The 17,037-nt window shown below is 70.0% G+C and carries 13 protein-coding genes; 7 read left to right on the plus strand and 6 right to left on the minus strand.

Translation table 11 applies throughout. The annotated features are described in order from the left end of the window. Positions 1-15 precede the first annotated feature (15 nt). Genes ACPEH1_RS08500 through ACPEH1_RS08520 form a run of 5 tightly spaced genes read left to right on the plus strand, consistent with a single transcriptional unit; the run spans position 16 to position 7,223 of the window. Complete coding sequence (locus tag ACPEH1_RS08500; protein ID WP_136004845.1) at positions 16-1,668, plus strand: (2,3-dihydroxybenzoyl)adenylate synthase; 1,653 nt, start codon at positions 16-18, stop codon at positions 1,666-1,668. Beyond that, positions 1,668-2,303, plus strand: a complete 636-nt coding sequence (locus tag ACPEH1_RS08505) for an isochorismatase family protein (RefSeq protein ID WP_423715624.1) — start codon at positions 1,668-1,670, stop codon at positions 2,301-2,303. The genes ACPEH1_RS08500 and ACPEH1_RS08505 overlap by 1 nt, the downstream gene beginning before the upstream one ends. Next, positions 2,300-2,554, plus strand: coding sequence for a phosphopantetheine-binding protein (locus ACPEH1_RS08510; RefSeq protein ID WP_017357301.1), 255 nt, complete (start codon positions 2,300-2,302; stop codon positions 2,552-2,554). Before ACPEH1_RS08505 ends, ACPEH1_RS08510 begins: the two co-directional genes overlap by 4 nt. Continuing rightward, positions 2,551-6,462 carry an amino acid adenylation domain-containing protein gene (locus ACPEH1_RS08515; protein ID WP_423715625.1) on the plus strand — a complete coding sequence of 1,304 codons (3,912 nt, stop codon included), beginning with the start codon at positions 2,551-2,553 and terminating at the stop codon, positions 6,460-6,462. The genes ACPEH1_RS08510 and ACPEH1_RS08515 overlap by 4 nt, the downstream gene beginning before the upstream one ends. Continuing rightward, complete coding sequence (locus ACPEH1_RS08520) at positions 6,459-7,223, plus strand: 2,3-dihydro-2,3-dihydroxybenzoate dehydrogenase (protein WP_423715626.1); 765 nt, start codon at positions 6,459-6,461, stop codon at positions 7,221-7,223. Before ACPEH1_RS08515 ends, ACPEH1_RS08520 begins: the two co-directional genes overlap by 4 nt. 747 nt (positions 7,224-7,970) lie before the next feature. Here the strand turns inward: ACPEH1_RS08520 and ACPEH1_RS08525 are convergent. From ACPEH1_RS08525 to ACPEH1_RS08540, 4 genes are read right to left on the minus strand one after another with little or no spacing between them, the layout of a single operon-like run. Beyond that, the gene (locus ACPEH1_RS08525; RefSeq protein WP_423715627.1) at positions 7,971-8,624 is read right to left on the minus strand and encodes a DUF2894 domain-containing protein; all 654 of its coding nucleotides are present in this window, start codon (positions 8,622-8,624) and stop codon (positions 7,971-7,973) included. Beyond that, positions 8,614-9,255 carry an OmpA family protein gene (locus ACPEH1_RS08530; RefSeq protein ID WP_136004838.1) on the minus strand — a complete coding sequence of 214 codons (642 nt, stop codon included), beginning with the start codon at positions 9,253-9,255 and terminating at the stop codon, positions 8,614-8,616. The genes ACPEH1_RS08525 and ACPEH1_RS08530 overlap by 11 nt, the downstream gene beginning before the upstream one ends. Continuing rightward, positions 9,252-11,687 (minus strand): DUF802 domain-containing protein, encoded by a 2,436-nt coding sequence (locus tag ACPEH1_RS08535; protein ID WP_423715628.1) that lies wholly within the window; start codon positions 11,685-11,687, stop codon positions 9,252-9,254. The genes ACPEH1_RS08530 and ACPEH1_RS08535 overlap by 4 nt, the downstream gene beginning before the upstream one ends. A gap of 10 nt (positions 11,688-11,697) precedes the next feature. Continuing rightward, positions 11,698-12,390 carry a DUF3348 domain-containing protein gene (locus ACPEH1_RS08540; RefSeq protein ID WP_423715629.1) on the minus strand — a complete coding sequence of 231 codons (693 nt, stop codon included), beginning with the start codon at positions 12,388-12,390 and terminating at the stop codon, positions 11,698-11,700. A gap of 164 nt (positions 12,391-12,554) precedes the next feature. Between ACPEH1_RS08540 and ACPEH1_RS08545 the strand changes: the two genes are divergently transcribed. Then, a complete protein-coding gene (locus tag ACPEH1_RS08545; protein ID WP_136004834.1) occupies positions 12,555-13,301 on the plus strand; it encodes a helix-turn-helix domain-containing protein in 747 nt (248 codons plus the stop codon). A 19-nt stretch (positions 13,302-13,320) separates the two neighbouring features. Here ACPEH1_RS08545 and ACPEH1_RS08550 read toward each other — a convergent pair whose 3' ends face one another. After that, positions 13,321-14,850, minus strand: coding sequence for a flavodoxin domain-containing protein (locus ACPEH1_RS08550; protein WP_423715630.1), 1,530 nt, complete (start codon positions 14,848-14,850; stop codon positions 13,321-13,323). Between the two features lie 5 nt (positions 14,851-14,855). Then, positions 14,856-15,284, minus strand: a complete 429-nt coding sequence (locus tag ACPEH1_RS08555; RefSeq protein ID WP_136004830.1) for a PAS domain-containing protein — start codon at positions 15,282-15,284, stop codon at positions 14,856-14,858. Positions 15,285-15,565: 281 nt separating this feature from the next. On the opposite strand from ACPEH1_RS08555, the gene ACPEH1_RS08560 reads away from it, so the two are divergent. Further along, on the plus strand, positions 15,566-17,032 hold the full coding sequence (locus ACPEH1_RS08560) for a helix-turn-helix domain-containing protein (RefSeq protein WP_313242882.1): 1,467 nt from the start codon (positions 15,566-15,568) through the stop codon (positions 17,030-17,032). The last annotated feature ends 5 nt before the right edge of the window (positions 17,033-17,037 follow it).

The raw sequence follows: 17,037 nt of genomic DNA on the forward strand, positions 1-17,037 counted from the left end.
CACCCGGAGCCTGCGATGACCGCCGCCCCCCCTTCTGGCAGACCCCCGCTGCGGCAGACCTGGCCGCCGGCCTTGGTGGCCCGCTACCGCGCTGCCGGCTACTGGCGCGGCGAGACCTTTCCAGGTTTCCTGCGCGAGCGGGCGCAGCAGCATCCCGACCGCATTGCGGTAGTGGGCGGTGACCTCCGTCTTACCTATGCGCAGCTGTGGCAGGAGGCAGGGCGCATCGGTGCCGGCCTCCTCGCGCTGGGCCTGCAGCCGGGTGACCGCGTGCTGGTGCAGCTCGGCAACGAGCCGGCATTCATCAGCGTCGTGTGCGCCCTGTTCCGCGCCGGCCTGGTGCCGGTGTATGCCCTGCCGGCACACCGCATCGGCGAAGTGGCGCACCTGGCCGCCAAGGCCGACGCAGGTGCATTCATCACCTCGGCCGTGCGCGATGGTTTTGACCACCGCAGCCTCGCGCGCGACGTGCAGGCACAGGTGCCGTCGGTCCGCCATGTGGTTATCGCCGGAGAGGCCGAAGACTATTCTGCGCTGGATGACCTGGCCGGTGACCCGGCACAATTGCCCGGCGATCCGGACCCGCAGTCCGTGGCGTTCCTGCAGATCTCCGGCGGCAGTACCGGCCTGCCCAAGCTGATCCCGCGTACCCACGACGACTACATCTATTCGTTCCGGGCCAGCAACGGCATCTGCGGCATCAACCAGGACAGCGTGTACCTGGTGGCACTGCCGGCCGCGCACAACTTCCCGATGAGTTCGCCCGGCTTCTTCGGCGCGCTGTATGCCGGTGCGCGGGTGGTGCTCAGCGCCGGTGCCGGGCCGGACGTGGCGTTTCCGCTGATCGCCCGCGAGGGAGTCACCTGCGTTGGGCTGGTGCCGCCGCTGGCACTGCTGTGGGCGCAGGCGGCGCAGACCACCGTGCATGACCTGTCCAGCCTGCAGGTGGTGCAGGTGGGCGGTGCCAAGCTGGTGCCGGAGGCGGCGCGGCGCGTGGTTGCCGGCCTCGGCTGCCAGCTGCAGCAGGTGTTCGGCATGGCCGAAGGACTGGTCAACTACACGCGCCTGCACGATCCCGAGGACCGTGTGCTCACCACCCAGGGTCGGCCGATCAGCCCTGACGACGAGGTGCTGGTGGTGGACGGGGAGGGCCGCCCGGTTGCCGACGGCGAGACCGGCGATCTGCTGACCCGCGGCCCCTACACGATCCGTGCGTACCACAACGATCCGGTCGCCAATGCGCGCAGCTTCACCGAGGACGGCTTCTACCGCACCGGCGACCGTGTGCAGCGCGTCGACGGCGGGTACCTGGTGGTACAGGGCAGGGCCAGCGACCATATCAACCGGGCCGGCGAGAAGGTGTCTGCCGAAGAGATCGAGGACCACCTTCTCGCCCATGCGGGCGTCTTCGATGCGGCGGTGGTGTCCCTGCCGGACCCTCACCTTGGCGAGCGCAGCTGCGCATTCGTGATCGCGCGTGGCGCGCCGTTGACCGGGCCGGCGCTGAAAGCGTGGGTGCGGGGGCGCGGACTGGCGGCGTTCAAGGTGCCGGACCAGATCGTGTTCGTCGACGCATTCGATACCACAGCGGTGGGCAAGGTCAGCCGCCGCGAACTGCGCGCTCACCTGCGCGCGCGTTTCCTGCAACCTGATGGAGTTTCGCCCTGATGGCACTGCCGACAATTCACGCGTATCCCTTGCCGCAGGCCGACGAGCTGCCGGCAGCTCGAGGCCCCTGGCGGCCAGACGCCGCGCGCGTGGCACTGCTGGTGCACGACATGCAGCAGTATTTCCTGGCCGCGTTCGCGCCGGACGCATCGCCGTTGGCACCGGCGGTGGCCAATATCGAGCGACTGCTGGTGCAGTGCCGTGCACGCGGCATCCCGGTCTTCTACACGGCACAGCGCGGGCAGCAGGATCGACGCGACCGGGGCCTGCAGGCCGATCTCTGGGGGCCGGGCATGTCCGCCACCGCCGCGCACGAGACCATTCTCGACGCGGTCGCGCCCGCCGCCGGGGACCACGTGCTGGTCAAGCACCGCTACAGCGCCTTCCAGCGCAGCAATCTGCAGACGCTGATGCGTGCACGCGGCCGCGACCAGCTGCTGGTCACCGGGGTGTATGCGCACATCGGCTGTACCGCTACCGTGCTGGAGGCGTTCCAGCACGACATCGAGGCCTTCATTGCCGCCGACGCGGTCGCTGACTTCTCGCGCGATGACCACGACATGGCGATGCGCTGGATCGCGCGCACCTGCGGCGTGCCGATGACCACCGTGCAGCTGCTGGAGGCATTGGCATGAGTGTGCCGTCGCCGTTGACGCTGGAACGGATGCGTGCGGATATCGCGGGCATGCTGCATGAAGCCCCCGACGCCGTGGGCGACGACGACCACCTGATCGACCTCGGGCTGGATTCGATGCGCGTGCTTGGCCTGGTGCTGGCCTGGAGCAACACCGGCATCGCGCTGGAGTTCAGCCACCTCGCCGAACACACCACGCTGCGCGCATGGTGGGCCGTGGTGCAGCGCCTGCAGGGCGCCGCCACGGCATGAACGCTCCGCACGCACCGGAGCGCCACGCGCTGACCGAGGCGCAGACCGGGCTGTGGTATGCCCAGGCAGTAGCAGCCGCACCGGCGGCGTTCAACACCGCCCACGTAGTGTGGATTGACGGTGCGCTGGACGAGCCGGCCTTCGCCGCCGCTGTAGGCGTGGCCGTCGCCGAGACCGATGCGCTGGCGCTGAGATTCGCCGAGACCGACGATGGCGTGCCGGTGCAATGGGTGGATCCCGCCCAGCGTCCGCGCCTGGAATACGTGGATGTGTCGGCGCACGAAGAACCCGAGCAGGCCGCGCGCCAGGGCATGGACGACGACCGTCTGCGCGCGGTGGACCCGCGGCGCGACCGCCTGGCCGTGCAACGCCTGTATCGACTCGGGCTGGCACGCTTCGCCTGGTACCTGCGGGTTCACCACCTGGCGACCGATGGCTATGGCATGGCGCTGTTCTGCGAACGGGTCAGCGCGCTGTATGCCGCCAGCAGGACGGCAGCGCCGGCGACGGTGCCGCTCGCACCGCTGCGGCCGGTGCTGGACGAGGATATCGACTACCGCGACAGCCAGCGACGGGGCGACGACGCGGCGTACTGGCATGCCTACCTGCAGGCGGCTCCGCCGGTGGATGGCCCCGGCGGTCGGACTGCCGCAGCGTGCGCGGACGCGCTGCGGATCGAGCGCGAGGTCGAGCCGGCATGGTTGGTACGGGTGCAGGCCGCGTCCACCCGGACCGGCGTGCCGTGGCCGGACCTGCTGACCGCGCTTGTGGCGGCGTATTGCCAGCGCATGGCCGGTGCGGATGAAACCGTCGTGGGCGTGCCCTATATGGGACGGCTGGGCAGCGCCTCGGCGCGCGTTCCGGCGATGGTGATGAACGTGCTGCCCCTGCGCGTTGCCGGGGGCGCCGAGCCGGTGGCGACCTTCATCGCCGGCGTTGCCCGCGACCTGACCCGCGCACGGCGGCATGGCCGCTATCGCGGTGAGCAGCTGCGCCGAGATCTCGGGCGTGTGGGTGCACAGCGCCGCCTGCATGGACCGCTGGTGAACCTGCAGCCGTTCTATCGCCCGCTGCCACTCGCGGGCGTGGCTACCCGGCTGCAGGTGCTGGGGACCGGGCCGGTGGACGATCTCACCTTCGGGTTCCGCGGCGATGGTGGTAGCCGGCTGACGCTGGAAGTCGAGGCAAATCCCGCGTTGTACAGCCCGCTCCAGGCGCAGGCGCATGCCACGCGCCTGCTGCATTTCGTGACCCGCGCTCTGGATGCCCTGGACGCCCACGGTGCAATGGACGATATCGCCCTGGCCACGCCGGCGGAAGCACACTGGGGCGTGGTGGAGACCAACGCCACCGCCCATCCGCTGCCCGACACCCCCTTGGCGGCGCTGCTGGACGCTGGCATGGCGCTCCAGCCCGACGCCCCCGCCGTTGTCTTCGGCGCAACCAGGCTCAGCCATGCCGTGCTTGAGCAGCGCAGCCGCGCACTGGCGCTGCAGTTGCGTGCCCTCGGGGCCGGCCCTGGTACCCACGTGGCGATCGCCTTGCCGCGCTCGCTGGATCTGGTGGTGGCGCTGATGGCCGTCGTGCGGGCCGGCGCTGCGTACCTGCCGTTGGACCTGGACCACCCGCCTGAGCGTCTCGCGCGCATCCTGCGCTCGGCCGCGCCGATCTGTGTGCTCGCCGAGGCCGAGGCGGCCATTCGCCTCGACGGCGCGGCCGTGGTTTCGCCCGCGCAATGGGCACGGGAGCCAGGCGCCGCTCTTGCGCCGCTGGCCGGACCGGCAGATGCGGCCTACGTGATCTATACCTCCGGTTCCACCGGCGAGCCCAAGGGCGTGGTGATCGAACACCGCGCCATCGTCAATCGCCTGCTGTGGATGCGTGACCACTACGGCATCAGCGCCGACGACCGCATTCTGCAGAAGACCCCTGCCACCTTTGACGTGTCGGTCTGGGAGTTCTTCCTGCCGGTGCTTTGCGGTGCGGTGCTGGTCGTGGCGCCGCCCGACGCGCACCGCGATCCGATACTGCTCGCCGACCTCGTGCGCACCCACGCCATCACTACGCTGCATTTCGTGCCGTCGATGCTGGCGGCATGGCTGGCTACCCCGGCCGTACATGGGCTGGCGCTTCGCCGCGTGTTCACCAGTGGCGAAGCGCTCGATGCCGAGCTGCGCGACCGCTTCCACGCCACGCTCAACGCCGAGCTGCACAACCTTTACGGGCCCACGGAGGCCGCGGTGGATGTGAGCTGGTGGCCCGCCGGGCCAACCGATGCCGCGCGCCCCGTGCCGATCGGTTTCCCGGTCTGGAACACCCGCCTGTACGTGTTGGACGCGCGCCTGCGTCCGCTGCCACCGGGCGTGACCGGCGAGCTGTACCTGGGCGGCGTGCAACTCGCCCGCGGCTACCTCGGCCGTGACGACCTCACCAACGAACGCTTTCTTGCCGACCCGTTCCTGCCGGGCGAGCGCATCTACCGCACCGGCGATCTCGCGCGCCGGCGCGAGGATGGCGCGGTGGACTATCTCGGCCGCACCGACAACCAGATCAAACTGCGCGGGCTGCGCATCGAACTGGGCGAGATCCAGTCCGCGTTGTGCAGCGCGCCGGGCGTCGAGCGGGCCGAAGTCCTGCTGCGCGAAGACCGTCCGGGCGAACGGCGACTGATTGCCTACGTGGGCGGTGCGCCGCTGGACGTCACGGCGCTGCGCGCCCACGTGGCCGGTCTGGTACCGGACTACATGCTGCCCGCCGCGTTCGTACACATGGCCCAATGGCCGGTGACCGCCAACGGCAAGCTCGATCGCGCGGCGCTGCCGGCGCCGGCCGGCCCCGACAGCCACGGTTGTCCGTCGCGCACCCCGACGGAGCACGCGCTGGTGGCGCTGTTCGCGCAGGTGCTGCGCCACGACGCGCCGATCGGGATCGACGCCGACTTCTTCGCGCTGGGGGGGGATTCGCTCAGCGCGGTCCAACTGCTGCTGGCGATCCAGGCGCGTTGGCGCTGCGACCTGGGCCTGGGCGCAGTGTTCGCCACACCGACCGTGGCCGGGCTGGCGGCCCGGATCGACGCGCCGCCACAGACGGCCGATCACGGCCTTGCACCGTTGATCCGCCTGGCCACGGGCACCGACGCGCGCGCACCGCTGTTCGTGGTCCATCCTGCAGGCGGCATTGCCTGGAACTACCGCGACCTGGCGCGCAGCCTGGACCCGACCCGCGATGTATTCGGCCTGCAATCGCCGGCGCTGGACCCGGCGCGGGACCTTCCGGACAGCATCGAGGCGCTGGCGGACGCGTACGTGGCCCGGGTGCAGGCGCAGGCTCCGGAAGGCCCGGTGCACCTGCTGGGCTGGTCGGTGGGCGGCATCGTCGCCCAGGCGATGGCCGTCGCACTGCAGGCGCAGGGCAGGGCGGTGGGCATGCTGGCCCTGCTGGATGCCTATCCCAGCGACTGCTGGCGCGCGGAGCCCGAACCCGACCCGGTGGCAGCGCTGCGTGCGCTGCTGGCCATCGCCGGTCATGACCCGGACGCGCATCCCGAGCTGGACAGTCGCGAGCGCATTCTCGCCTTCCTGCGCCGCAGCGACAGCGCGCTCGGCAACCTGCCGGGCGTGGTGCTCGATGGCGTGGTGCGTGCGGTGACCGGCACCAACCAGCTGATCCGCGCCCATCACCATGCCCGCTATGATGGCCCGCTGCTGCACGTGCGCGCAGGGCTGGACCACGCCCATCGGCCGCATCTGCAGTCCAGCCTGTGGGCGCCGCATGCGGCCGTCGTCGAAACGATCGAGCTGCCGTTCCTGCATGCCGAGCTGACCGGTCGCGATGCGGTGGCGCAGTTGGCCCCCGCGCTGTCGGCACGTCTGCAGCAGTGGGACGCCACACAGGAGACATCCAGGTGAAACTGACGGGATTTGAAGGGACTGTGGCCGTGGTTACCGGCGCCGCAGGCGGCATCGGCGCAGCACTGGTGAGGCTGCTGCTGGACAGCGGCTGCATCGTGGTGGCCACCGACCGCGACGCGACGATGCTGCCAGCGTCGACGCGCACGCTGCACACGCGGACGCTGGACGTGGCCGATGCCCGCGCTGTCGACGCGCTGGTCGCGTGGACCGAGACCACGCTCGGGCCGATCGGGTTCGGCGTCAACGTGGCCGGTGTGCTCCAGGTGGGAACCGTTGCCGACACCGACGATGCACAGTGGCGGCACGTATTCGCGGTCAACACCGACGGCGTATTCCATCTGGGCCGGGCGTTGGCGCGGGTGATGACGCCGCGTCGTCGCGGCGCCATTGTCACGGTCAGTTCCAATGCGGCCGGCGTACCGCGTCACGGTATGGCGGCCTACGCCGCATCGAAGGCTGCCGCTACCATGTTCACCCGCTGCCTGGGTCTGGAGCTGGCGCCGCTCAGCATCCGCTGCAACATCGTCGCGCCCGGCTCGACCCTGACGCCGATGCAGACCGGCATGTGGGCCGACGAAAGTGGCGCCCAGGCCGTGATCGATGGCAATCCCGGTGCGTACAAGGCCGGCATCCCGCTGCGCAAGCTGGCCACGCCGGACGACATCGCGCAGGCCGTGATGTTCCTGTTGTCCGACCAGGCCGGCCACATTGCCATGAGCGATCTGTACGTGGACGGCGGCGCTACCCTGCGCGGCTGAGGGTTTGACAATGAGCAGGGATCGGGAAGCGGACGCGCTACCGCGGTGCCACACCGTGGCTGTTTGCACGGGTGACACTTGCCGCCTGCAGCTTTCATCTCCTCCCAGTGCGTAACAGAGGTCGTGAAGCACGTCGGATGACACCGTAGAATTGGCGTCCAGACGCAATTGCGAAGGACTCGAGCTGAGGAATGGATTGGATTACCGAACAGTTGGAGTTTTCACCGAAGGCCGGTGACGTGATTCATCACTATTGCAGTGCTGAAACCTTCCTTTCCATCCTCACTCACCGCACCAGCTTACGCAACGCCGTGGCACGATAGAGACACGATGTTTCTATGCGTAAGCCTGACCCGAGCATTGGAATCCTTCAAACATCCGGCTTTCGAGCAGGAGGGCGAAATCCGACTTACCCACATCGTACATCGCGTTGAATCGGGAGCGGCGTTCCGCCTGGAGTCTGCCAACAAGAAGATGACCGAGCCAAGAATTCAGTTCCGGCTCCGGAACGGGGTGCCTGCGCCATTCCTTGATTTTCCGCTACCCGGCAATGACGAGCGTGGGCACCCGATAAGAGACGTCATTCTCGGCCCAAAGAACCCTGCCTCGCCTGAGCAGATTTCGGTCATGCTGGAAACAATGCGCTTCCCGGACGTCCGGGTACGTCGATCCAGTGCGCCGTACTGCTAGGTCGAACGGTGGCGTGCCGGTAGAGCGCGCCGGTGGGGGCGCGCGCTTAGGAAAACATCACCCGGGCTTGCGTGCACGCGGCCGGCGCGGCTTGCCAGGTGAGGGCCTGGGGCCCTCCTTTCCGCCCAGCAGGCCGCCCTGCTGCAGGTGTTCCATCCAGGCCAGCGCGTCGACGTAGGCCATGAAGTGGCGCAGATAGCCGGGGGCCAATTCGCCCATGCGGGTCATGGCGCGGTGAATGAGCACGGCCGAGTTCAGCGGTCCGCCGTCGCCCGGTCCCTGCGCCAGCGACTGCCGGACCTGGCTGCGCGTGCGCACCGCCGTCCACAGGGCCTGGAACTCGGCAACGGCCGGCATCGCCGGAAAGGCCGTGGGTGTTGATGATGGAGCTGCGGACAGCCGATCGGCGCCCGGGGCGTCGGCGGTCTGCGCCCGCAGCGCCCCGCGCAGGGCGTGCAGCGCTGCCTGGCCAGGCCGTGTGCCGGGGGGCGTAGCAGGGGCGGCGGGTACTGGGATGGTCAGCGCCTGCGCATACGCGGCAACGCGGGTGGCCAGCGTCTGCTCCAGCTGCGCGCGCGCCGCGCCGTCATGGTCCTGCGCACGCTCTGCCAGCGACTGCATCGCCTGCAGCCGCCACGGCGTGTGGCCGGCGGCAGGCTGCGCCAGCCACTCGGCCAGTTGCGCGCGTGGATCGGTCCGATCAGTGCGCATCGCGCGGTGCCGACGGGCGGGGCATCGGGGCGATCTCCACCCGGCGATTGCGCGCGCGGCCTTCCTCGTCGGCGTTGGAGCCCACCGGCTGCTCCGCGCCGAATGCCGCCGCGAAGACCGCATTGGCCGGCACGCCCTCGGCAATCAACGCGCGTGTCACGGTCAACGCACGTTCGGCCGACAGCGCCCAGTTGTCGGCGAACTGGCGGTTGCCTTCGCGCACCTGGCGGTCGTCGGTGAAGCCGCTCACCATCAGGATCTCCTCGCGCGAGGCGAGGTAGCCGGCCAGCGGCGCCGCCAGGCTGTGCAGCAGTTCGCGGCCTTCAGGCTGCAACTGGTCGGAGTTCAACGCGAACAGCACGCTGCCGCGGATGCCGATGCGACCATCCACCAGCGTGACGCGGCCAGCCGCCAACGGCACCGCCAGTGCCTGTTCCAGGCTCTGGCGACGCCGGGCCTCGGCCTGGCGTTGTTTGACCTCCTGGTCCAGCCGGTCGGACAGCTCCACCTGCAGCACCACCACGCCGACCAGAATCAGCACGAATGCGCCCAGCAGCACCGACATCAGGTCGCCGAAGGCGGCCCAGATCGGCGCACCGGACTCGCCATCGGACTCGATCTCTCCGCTCATGCGGTTTCCGTTTCCGCGGCGGTGCCGCGACCGGCGAGGGCCTGCAGCTCCTCGATGATCTGCTTCTGGGAAAGCACGCTGAGATCGATCACTTCACGCGCCTGCGCCACGTAGTAGGCCAACTGGTCGTCGCTGCGCGCCAGCGTGGTCTCCAGCGCGCCGGCGATCTGCTCCAGGCGTTCGCCCAGGCCCTGACTGGAACTGCCGAAGGTGTGCATCGCCGCACCGAACGCATCGGCCAGGCTGGCCACGTCCACGGCACTGCCGGCGACCTGTGCCGCCACCGCGTCGAGCTTGCCGGTTTCGGCGGCGATGTGGTCGGTGAAACGGCTGCCCACGCGTTCCATCAGCTCGGCGGAGGTGCTGACCAGCGCATCGACCGCGCCACGCTGCTCTGTGGATGCGTGGTTGACGGCATCGAGCAGCGTTCCCAGCGTGGCCAGCAGATGGCTGCGTTCCTCCAGCATCGCGGTGTCGTGGACCATGCTGTCGGAGAGCTTCTGGCGCAGTTCGGCCACCACGTCGGCCGCCGCCTTCGGCGCTTCCGACGCGGCCTGCACGAGGCGCGAGATTTCGCTGATGGTGTCGCTGGCGTGCGCCTGGGCCTGCGCGGTGATGCGCTCGGCGGTGACGGCCAGGGTGTCGCAGATCGCCTGCTGGCGCTGCGCGATCTGATCCCCGGTACGCTCCCAGCGGTCGCCCAGGCGGGCCGACAGCGTGTCGAAGGCGGCAGTCCAGGTGGTCAGGCGCAGCGCGTCGCGCGACTCCAGCGCTGCCTGCAGGCCGGCGTGGGACTGCTGCATCGTCTCGATCAACGACAGGCTGCGCGCCGCCAGCGTGTCCGCAGCGGCGGCCAGCGCCTGCTGATTGCGCTCCACCAGTGCCGCGTTGACGCTGTCCTGGCGCGCCAGTGCGTCCTGCCAGGCAGTGGCGGCGCCGGCAGCACCCGCGTCCAGTCGCAGTGCAAGCGCATCCAGCAGGTCGGTCGCACGTTGATCGTGGCGCTCGCCGAACCGGGCCAGTGCCGTGGCGAGCTGGGAGAGCAACGCGGCCTGGGTCTGCGACTGTGCGTCCAGACCGGCCTGCCAGGTGTCGGCCGAGGCCTGCAGGCGCGTGGACACCGCATCGAGCAGCGCGACGGTGCGGGCGTCGTCACGCGTTGCCGCTGCGGCGAGGTCGGCGCGCAGGGCGCTGGCCAGTGCCGCGCCGGCGTCCTGCTGTTCGCTGGCAAGCGCGTGCTGCGCTGCCTGCTGGGCGGCTACGCCGCGCTCCCACTGCTGCACCGTGTCCTGCAGGCGGGCGGACACCGACTCCACCAGCGTGCCGATCCGGCGATCATGGTGCTCGGCGAAGGCGCCCAAGGCGTCACGCAGATCGCTGGCCAACGCCGACTGGGCGTCACGTTGCGCGCCGAGGGCAGTGCGCCACTGGTCCGCCGCCTCTGTGCGGCTGGCCTCGAAACCCGCGCTGAGGCCATCCAGTTGACGTTGCACGGCGTCGCGCACCGCTGTCTGCAGCGCCGTGTTCTCGCGGACGATGCCGGTGAGCGTGCCTTCCAGCAGCGGCTGCAGCACATCGCCGATGGCCCGGGCGCTGTCGGCGACGCCGGTCTGCAGCGTGGCCTGTACCGCGTCGGCGAAGCGGGCGTGGTCGGCGTCCATGCGGGCATGGAAGGCCTCCTGGCTGGCGAGCAGCCGCTCGCTCGCCGCCGTACTGCTCTGTTCAATGGCCTGCGTCATCGCCTGCAGGCGCTCGACCAGGGTGGGCAGCACGCCGGCCTGCTGCTCCAGCAGGCGCAGGGTTTCGCTGCGCTGGTGCGCCTGCGAATGCACGTGCAGCGTAGTCGCGATCTGGCCATCCAGCCCCTGCACGGCGAGCAAACGCTCGCGTCGGCACAGCGCGGACAGCAGGCCGAGCATGGCCGAGGTGGCCACGCCGGCGATCGACGTGCCGAATGCAACGGCCAGCCCCTCCACCGGTGCGCCAAGCGACCCGCGGATGGCCTGCAGGTCGGTGGCGTGGGCCAGCGCCAGGCCGGTGCCACGCAGGGTGGCCATCATGCCCAGCAGCGTGCCGAGCATGCCGAGCAGCACCAGCAGGCCGACCAGGTACGGGGTGAGCGTGGGTGCCGGCAGCGCGATGCGCTCGCCTTCCACCCGCAGACGGACCGCATGGCGCAGGGCCGGCGGCACGCGCTGCAGCCAGCCGGCCAGGCCCTCGTTGGCCGCCGACACGTCACGCACGGCCCCCTCCAGCGCCCGCGTGCCCTGCCGGTAGCGGTACAGTTCCACACCGCCGGCGAGATAACACGCGCCGATCAACAGGGCGACCGCCGCACCGACCGGGTTGGAACCGACATAGCCGGCGCCGATCCAGCAGACCGCAGTCAGGCCGAGGAGGAAGACAACAAGGTAGAGGCTGTTCTTGAACATGGGGTCCCAGTTATCGGGGCCGAAGCGCTGCAAGCAGGCCTTCGATCGGTTGGAAACGAACGTCCAGCTCGGCCATCGCGACGTTCTGCATATCGATGCGGAACGCGGTGCGCCAGGTGGAAACGAGGGGTGGGGCAGTGGCCGGTTCCGCCGTCGGCGCAGGCTCGGCCGCGTCCTGCAGACGCTGGAAGTGCGCAGCGAGCAGGTCGGGGATGCCGGCCAGCAGGGCGTTCTCGCGCGGGCTCAGGGTCTGTTCCATGACCGCGTCGATCTCCGCCAGCCGCGCCAGCGCCGGCGACCGTGCCGCAAGCATGTCGCGCAGGCGGCCACGCAGCCGCCCGGTCGCGGCCATCATCGCCCGCTGCTGGGCCTGGTAGCGCCGGCTGAACACGGCCGCGTCCGCGCCTTCGGCCACCGTGCGCTCCGTCTCGGCGTCCTGCTGCAGCGAGGCCATCAACGTCGTGCGGACACGGACGCACGCCGCGTCCTCGGCGGCGTCGAACACCGAGGCAGGCGCGGGGGCAGGGGGCAGGCGGCCGTCGAGCGCGCGCGACAACGCCACCGCCCGGGTCCAGTCCACCCATTGGCTCAGGCGGTCGGACAGGTCGGGGCTGGACAGCGCGATCCCGCCGTCCATGAGCCCGGACAGCAGGCGGATGAAGGCCGGGCCCGCTACAGGCGTCCGGTGCGGCGTAATGGGCATGATCCCGCGTAAAAACGGCGAATTTTACACGTGATCGGCAGGGGGCGCCGGTTTCGGGCGTTCAGCCGGCAGCGCCGGGTGCGGCCTTGCGCCGCAGGGGCCGGCGGCGCATCGCGTATCATCGGCCCTCGTTTTTCCTGTGCCTCCGGTCGCCGCTCCTGGCCATGTCGTCTTCACCGTCCACCCCGAACCCGGCCGCCGCCGATGATGGCGATGCGCTGCGGTTCTGCAGCACCTGCGCCTTCTCCGACGCCTGTGCGTCGCAGGGCTACGACAAGAGCGCGCTCTCCGAGCTGCATGTGCTGGTGGACCATGTGGGCCCGTTCCATGCCGGCGAGCCGGTGTTCCGCGCAGGGGAACCGTTCGACGCCATCGCCGCGGTCCGTGCCGGCATGGTCAAGACCACCGTCATTGACAGCCAGGGCCACGAGCAGGTGCTGGGGTTCAGCCTGCCGGGCGAGGTGATCGGCCTCAATGCCATTCATGACGGGCGCTATCCCTGCGATGCGGTAGCACTGGACACCGTCTACCTGTGCCGGTTCTCGTTTCCGCGCATGAGCCTGCTGGCGACCCGCATGCCCGGCCTGCAGGCGCGGCTGTTCAGCCTGCTCAGCGCCGAAATCGGCAAGGTGGCGATGCTGGCGGCCAATCACCGCACCGACGCGCGGGTGGCGGCGTTCCTGCTGGACCTGTCCGGCCGCTATGCGCGTCGGGGTTTCTCGGCCACCCGCTTCACGCTGATGATGGCTCGTACCGACATCGCCAACTACCTGCGCATGGCGCCGGAGACCACCACACGTGTGCTGCGGCGCCTGCAGGACGATGGTCTGATCGAAATCCGGCAGCGCGACGTGCTGCTGCGGCGGCCGGATCGACTTGCCGCGCTGGTGGCGTCGGCCGACGCCGGATGAGCCTGGGTTACCGCCGGGGTCAGTACAGCTCGCAGTGCAGCCGCCCCTGCGCGGCCAGCGCCTCCCAGCCGTGCGGCGACCCGGTAGCCGCCACGACGCCGTCGATGGCGCCGCGTACTGCTGCCTCAAGGTGCCGGCGGTTGCCGCACAGATACAGGTGGGCGCCCCGGTCGAGCCATGCAGCGATGGGCGCAGCGTGGTCGCCGATCGCATCCTGCACGTAGTACTTGGCCTGCCCGTCACGGGAGAACGCGGTCAACAGCGCCGTCAGGTGTCCGACCTGCTGCCAGGCCAGCAACTGCGCGCGGTACAGGAAATCATCCGCGCGGCGCTTCTCGCCGAACACCAGGCAGATCTCGCGCCGCCCGTCGCCGGCCGCCATCTCCTGGACCAGGCCCATCAACGGCGCGATGCCCGTACCGGTACCGATCAGCAGCAGCGGGCACTCCGGGTCATCGGGCAGGCGGAAACCGGGATTGGCGCGGCAGTAGACCCGAACCGACCCGGTGCCCTGCAGCAGCGTTCCGGTGCCGGCCCCGCGCCGTTCGCGGCCACGCCGGGTGTAGCGGACCTCGCGTACACACAGCGCGACCTGTGCCTGCCCACCGGCCGAAGCGATGGAGTACGCGCGGGGCAGACAGGGCGACAGCAGGGCCGCAAGCCGCTGCAGCGGAACGGTGTCCGGATGGGCGTGGTCCTGCAGGATATCCAGCAGGTCATGTCCGTGCAGGTAGGCCTCCAGCGCGGCACGCTGGCTGCTCTTGAGCAGCTGCCTGAGCGGCTCGCTGCCGCCCAGCCGGGCGATCTCGCGCAGCACGGCGCGTCCGGGCAACCGCAGTTCACGGTCGGCCAGGACGAGAGCCGCCCGGGAGTCGCGGTACCACGCCGCCAGCGCCTGCAACAGCGCCGGGTCGTTGTCGGGGATCACATGCAGCGTGTCGCCTGCCTGATGGACGATGCCGCTGCCGGTGAGGTCCAAGGTGATGTGCCACGCGGCGGGATCGGACCGGCTCAGGCGTTCGCGCGCCACGATCGGGGCGTTGAACGCATGGTCCTGTCCGTACGCCGTCACCTGCAGGCAGAGATCCTGCGCCGCCGTGCCGTTGCCGGCCAGCACCTCTCCCAGTGCCGGGGCCCAGCGGTCAAAAAACGCCGGATAGCATGCATCGGCGTCCACCCGCTGCAGCAGCGGAAGGGCGTTGCGCTCGCCCAGCAACGCATCGAGCGCCTTGCTGAAACCGCAGAAGCGCGGGTAGCCGGTGTCGCCCAGCCCGAACACGGCATAGCGCAGACCCTGCAGGCTGTGCGCCTGGCGCAGTGCCGCGACGAAGCGCTCGCCGTTGGCCGGCGGCTCTCCATCGCCGAATGAACTGGCTACAGCCACCAGCACATCGCCGGGGCCAAGCTGCGCCACGTCGATATCGTTCAGCGCCAGCACCTCGGGCGAGTGGCCGTGCAGTGCAGGGTGGTCCGCCAGGCGCCGGGCCAAAGCACGCGCCGTCCCCGACTCGGAGCCGTAGCCGAGCAGAACGCGCTGGATCGGCGCCATCGCGTTCATGCAGCGGCGTAGGCGTCGTCGAACTTCTCCTTGCTGAACTCGACGGCGTCGAAATCAGCCATGAGATCGTTCACCACGCGCCGGATGCTGATGTAGGCGGTGATGTTCCCTTCCGGGTCGAACAGCGGCTGCACGGTCGTATCAACGACATAGAGGACGCCGCCCTTGCCCAGATTCGGCACGATGCCGGTCCAGATGCCGCCGGCCTTGATGGTGTCCCACATGTCCTTGTAGACGGCCTTGGGCACGTCGGGGTGGCGCACGATGCTGTGCGGCTGCCCGATCAGTTCTTCGCGCCGGAAGCCGGTGAGCGTGCAGAACAGGTCGTTGGCGTAGGTGATGGTGCCCTGCAGGTCGGTGGTGGAGATCACCATGACATTGTCGAGGGCCTGCAGCAGCTGGGTGGAGTCGGGACGGTAGTGCATGACGGGTTCCTGTTGCGGGTGTCGTTGGGGCCGCGCGGCCGGCGATCGGTGCGGCGACGTCGTGTCCTGCATAGAAATACGGCAGCGCCAGGACGCCCGCGTTGACATTGGTCAAGCGACTGCCGCATGGGTGTGCGACATGGCGTCGCAGGGCAGCGGAACGGCAGTGTCCAGCCGCGCTGGATGGCTGCACCGCAGGTTGCAACACACGGTCGTACGCACTGTCTGCCGCTCGCGTACATCTTCGTCTGCACCGCCGCCTGCGGCCTGGAGGAGACGACATGGAGGACGAGGTCACCGCGGCCGTGCATCGCGCGTATCGCGCCGGACTGCCGCTCGAGGAGCAGATGCGGGCATTGGTCGGCGAGCTGGCGCTGCACGTGCGGGCGGTGGAGGCAACCGTGATTGTTCCGGCCGCGCACCCGGTGCATCTGCGTGCCGCGTCGCCTCGCCTGCGGGCGGGCGCGACCGTGCAGCGCTGCTTCCCGCTCGCCTATGCGGGTGTCCCGCTGGGCGAGTTTCGGCTGGGCTGGACGGGCGCGGCGCCTGGCCCCGACGTCCTGCGCTTCTGCGTGCTGTTCGCCCATCGCTGCGCGCTGCTGGTCAAACGCCATGAGCTGCAGGCGTGGGCCGTGTCGCGGTTGTCGCGACCGTTGCTGCTGGTCGGCGTCTGCGCGGCGCGCACCCGTCTTGATGCCTTCGTGGAGAAGGCCGCCTGCAGCCGCCTGCCGGTGATCCTGCACGGTGAATTCGGCACTGACACTGCCGAACTGGCCGCGGCGATCCATGCAGCCGGGCCCTGCCACGATGCGCCTTTCGTGGAGATCCAGTGCGCCGATCCGTCCGGCGTGCCGGCGCAGTGGTTCGAACAGGCACAGGACGGCAGCCTGTTCCTCAACGGTGTCGACGCGCTGCCGCTGGCCGTGCAGGTGCAGTTGCCGCACCGCATCCATTGCCTGCAGAGCCAGCGCCTGCAGGGACCTGCCGGCAGGCGGTGCCGGGTTATCGCCTCGTGCAGCAGCGACCTGTCGCAGCGCGTGCGGGAGGGAAGGTTCTCGCAGACCCTGTTGGCCGAACTGAACTTTCTGGTGGCTGACGTGCCGCCCCTGCGCGAGCGACTGGGCGAACTGGATGGCCTGGTGCACATGCTGCTCGCCCGGCATGGCTTCGATCCTGCGGCGCTGGTCACCGACGCACTGCTCGCCACGCTGCGCGGGCACACCTGGCCGGAAAACCTCTTCGAGCTGGAACGGGTGGTGGTTCGCCGGGCCGCGCTGGGCGAGGGGGAGCCGCTGCGCGGCAGTGGGCCGCCCGCACCCCCTGCTGATGCCGTCGCCGGTTTCGTGACGCCGCGCCTGGGGCGCCCGGCCGCCCATTGGGCCGGCATCGCACTGCAGGGCGATGCGGCGGCGTTGTACCCGCTGCACGATGCCGTGCGGCGTGCCGTGCTGTTTCTCGGCGAACACCATGCCGAGCCGCTGTCGTTGGGGCTGCTCGCCCGCGAGGTGCACGTCAGTCCGTCGCACCTGGGCTACCTGCTGCGCACCGAGCTGGGCACGTCGTTCAAACCGCTGCTGCAATGCCTGCGCATCGAGCAGGCCAAGCGACTGCTGTGCGAGCAGCCGCGTCTGCGCATCACCGAGATCGCACAGCGTGTGGGCTTTGGCGATCTCAGCCACTTCGAGCGCAGCTTCCGCCGCCAGGTCGGCGCCTGCCCCCGCGCGTACCGGCGCGGTGGGCAGGCGTGACGGTG

The organism is Stenotrophomonas sp. NPDC077421, assembly GCF_049545505.1.
Classification (GTDB): domain Bacteria; phylum Pseudomonadota; class Gammaproteobacteria; order Xanthomonadales; family Xanthomonadaceae; genus Stenotrophomonas; species Stenotrophomonas nematodicola.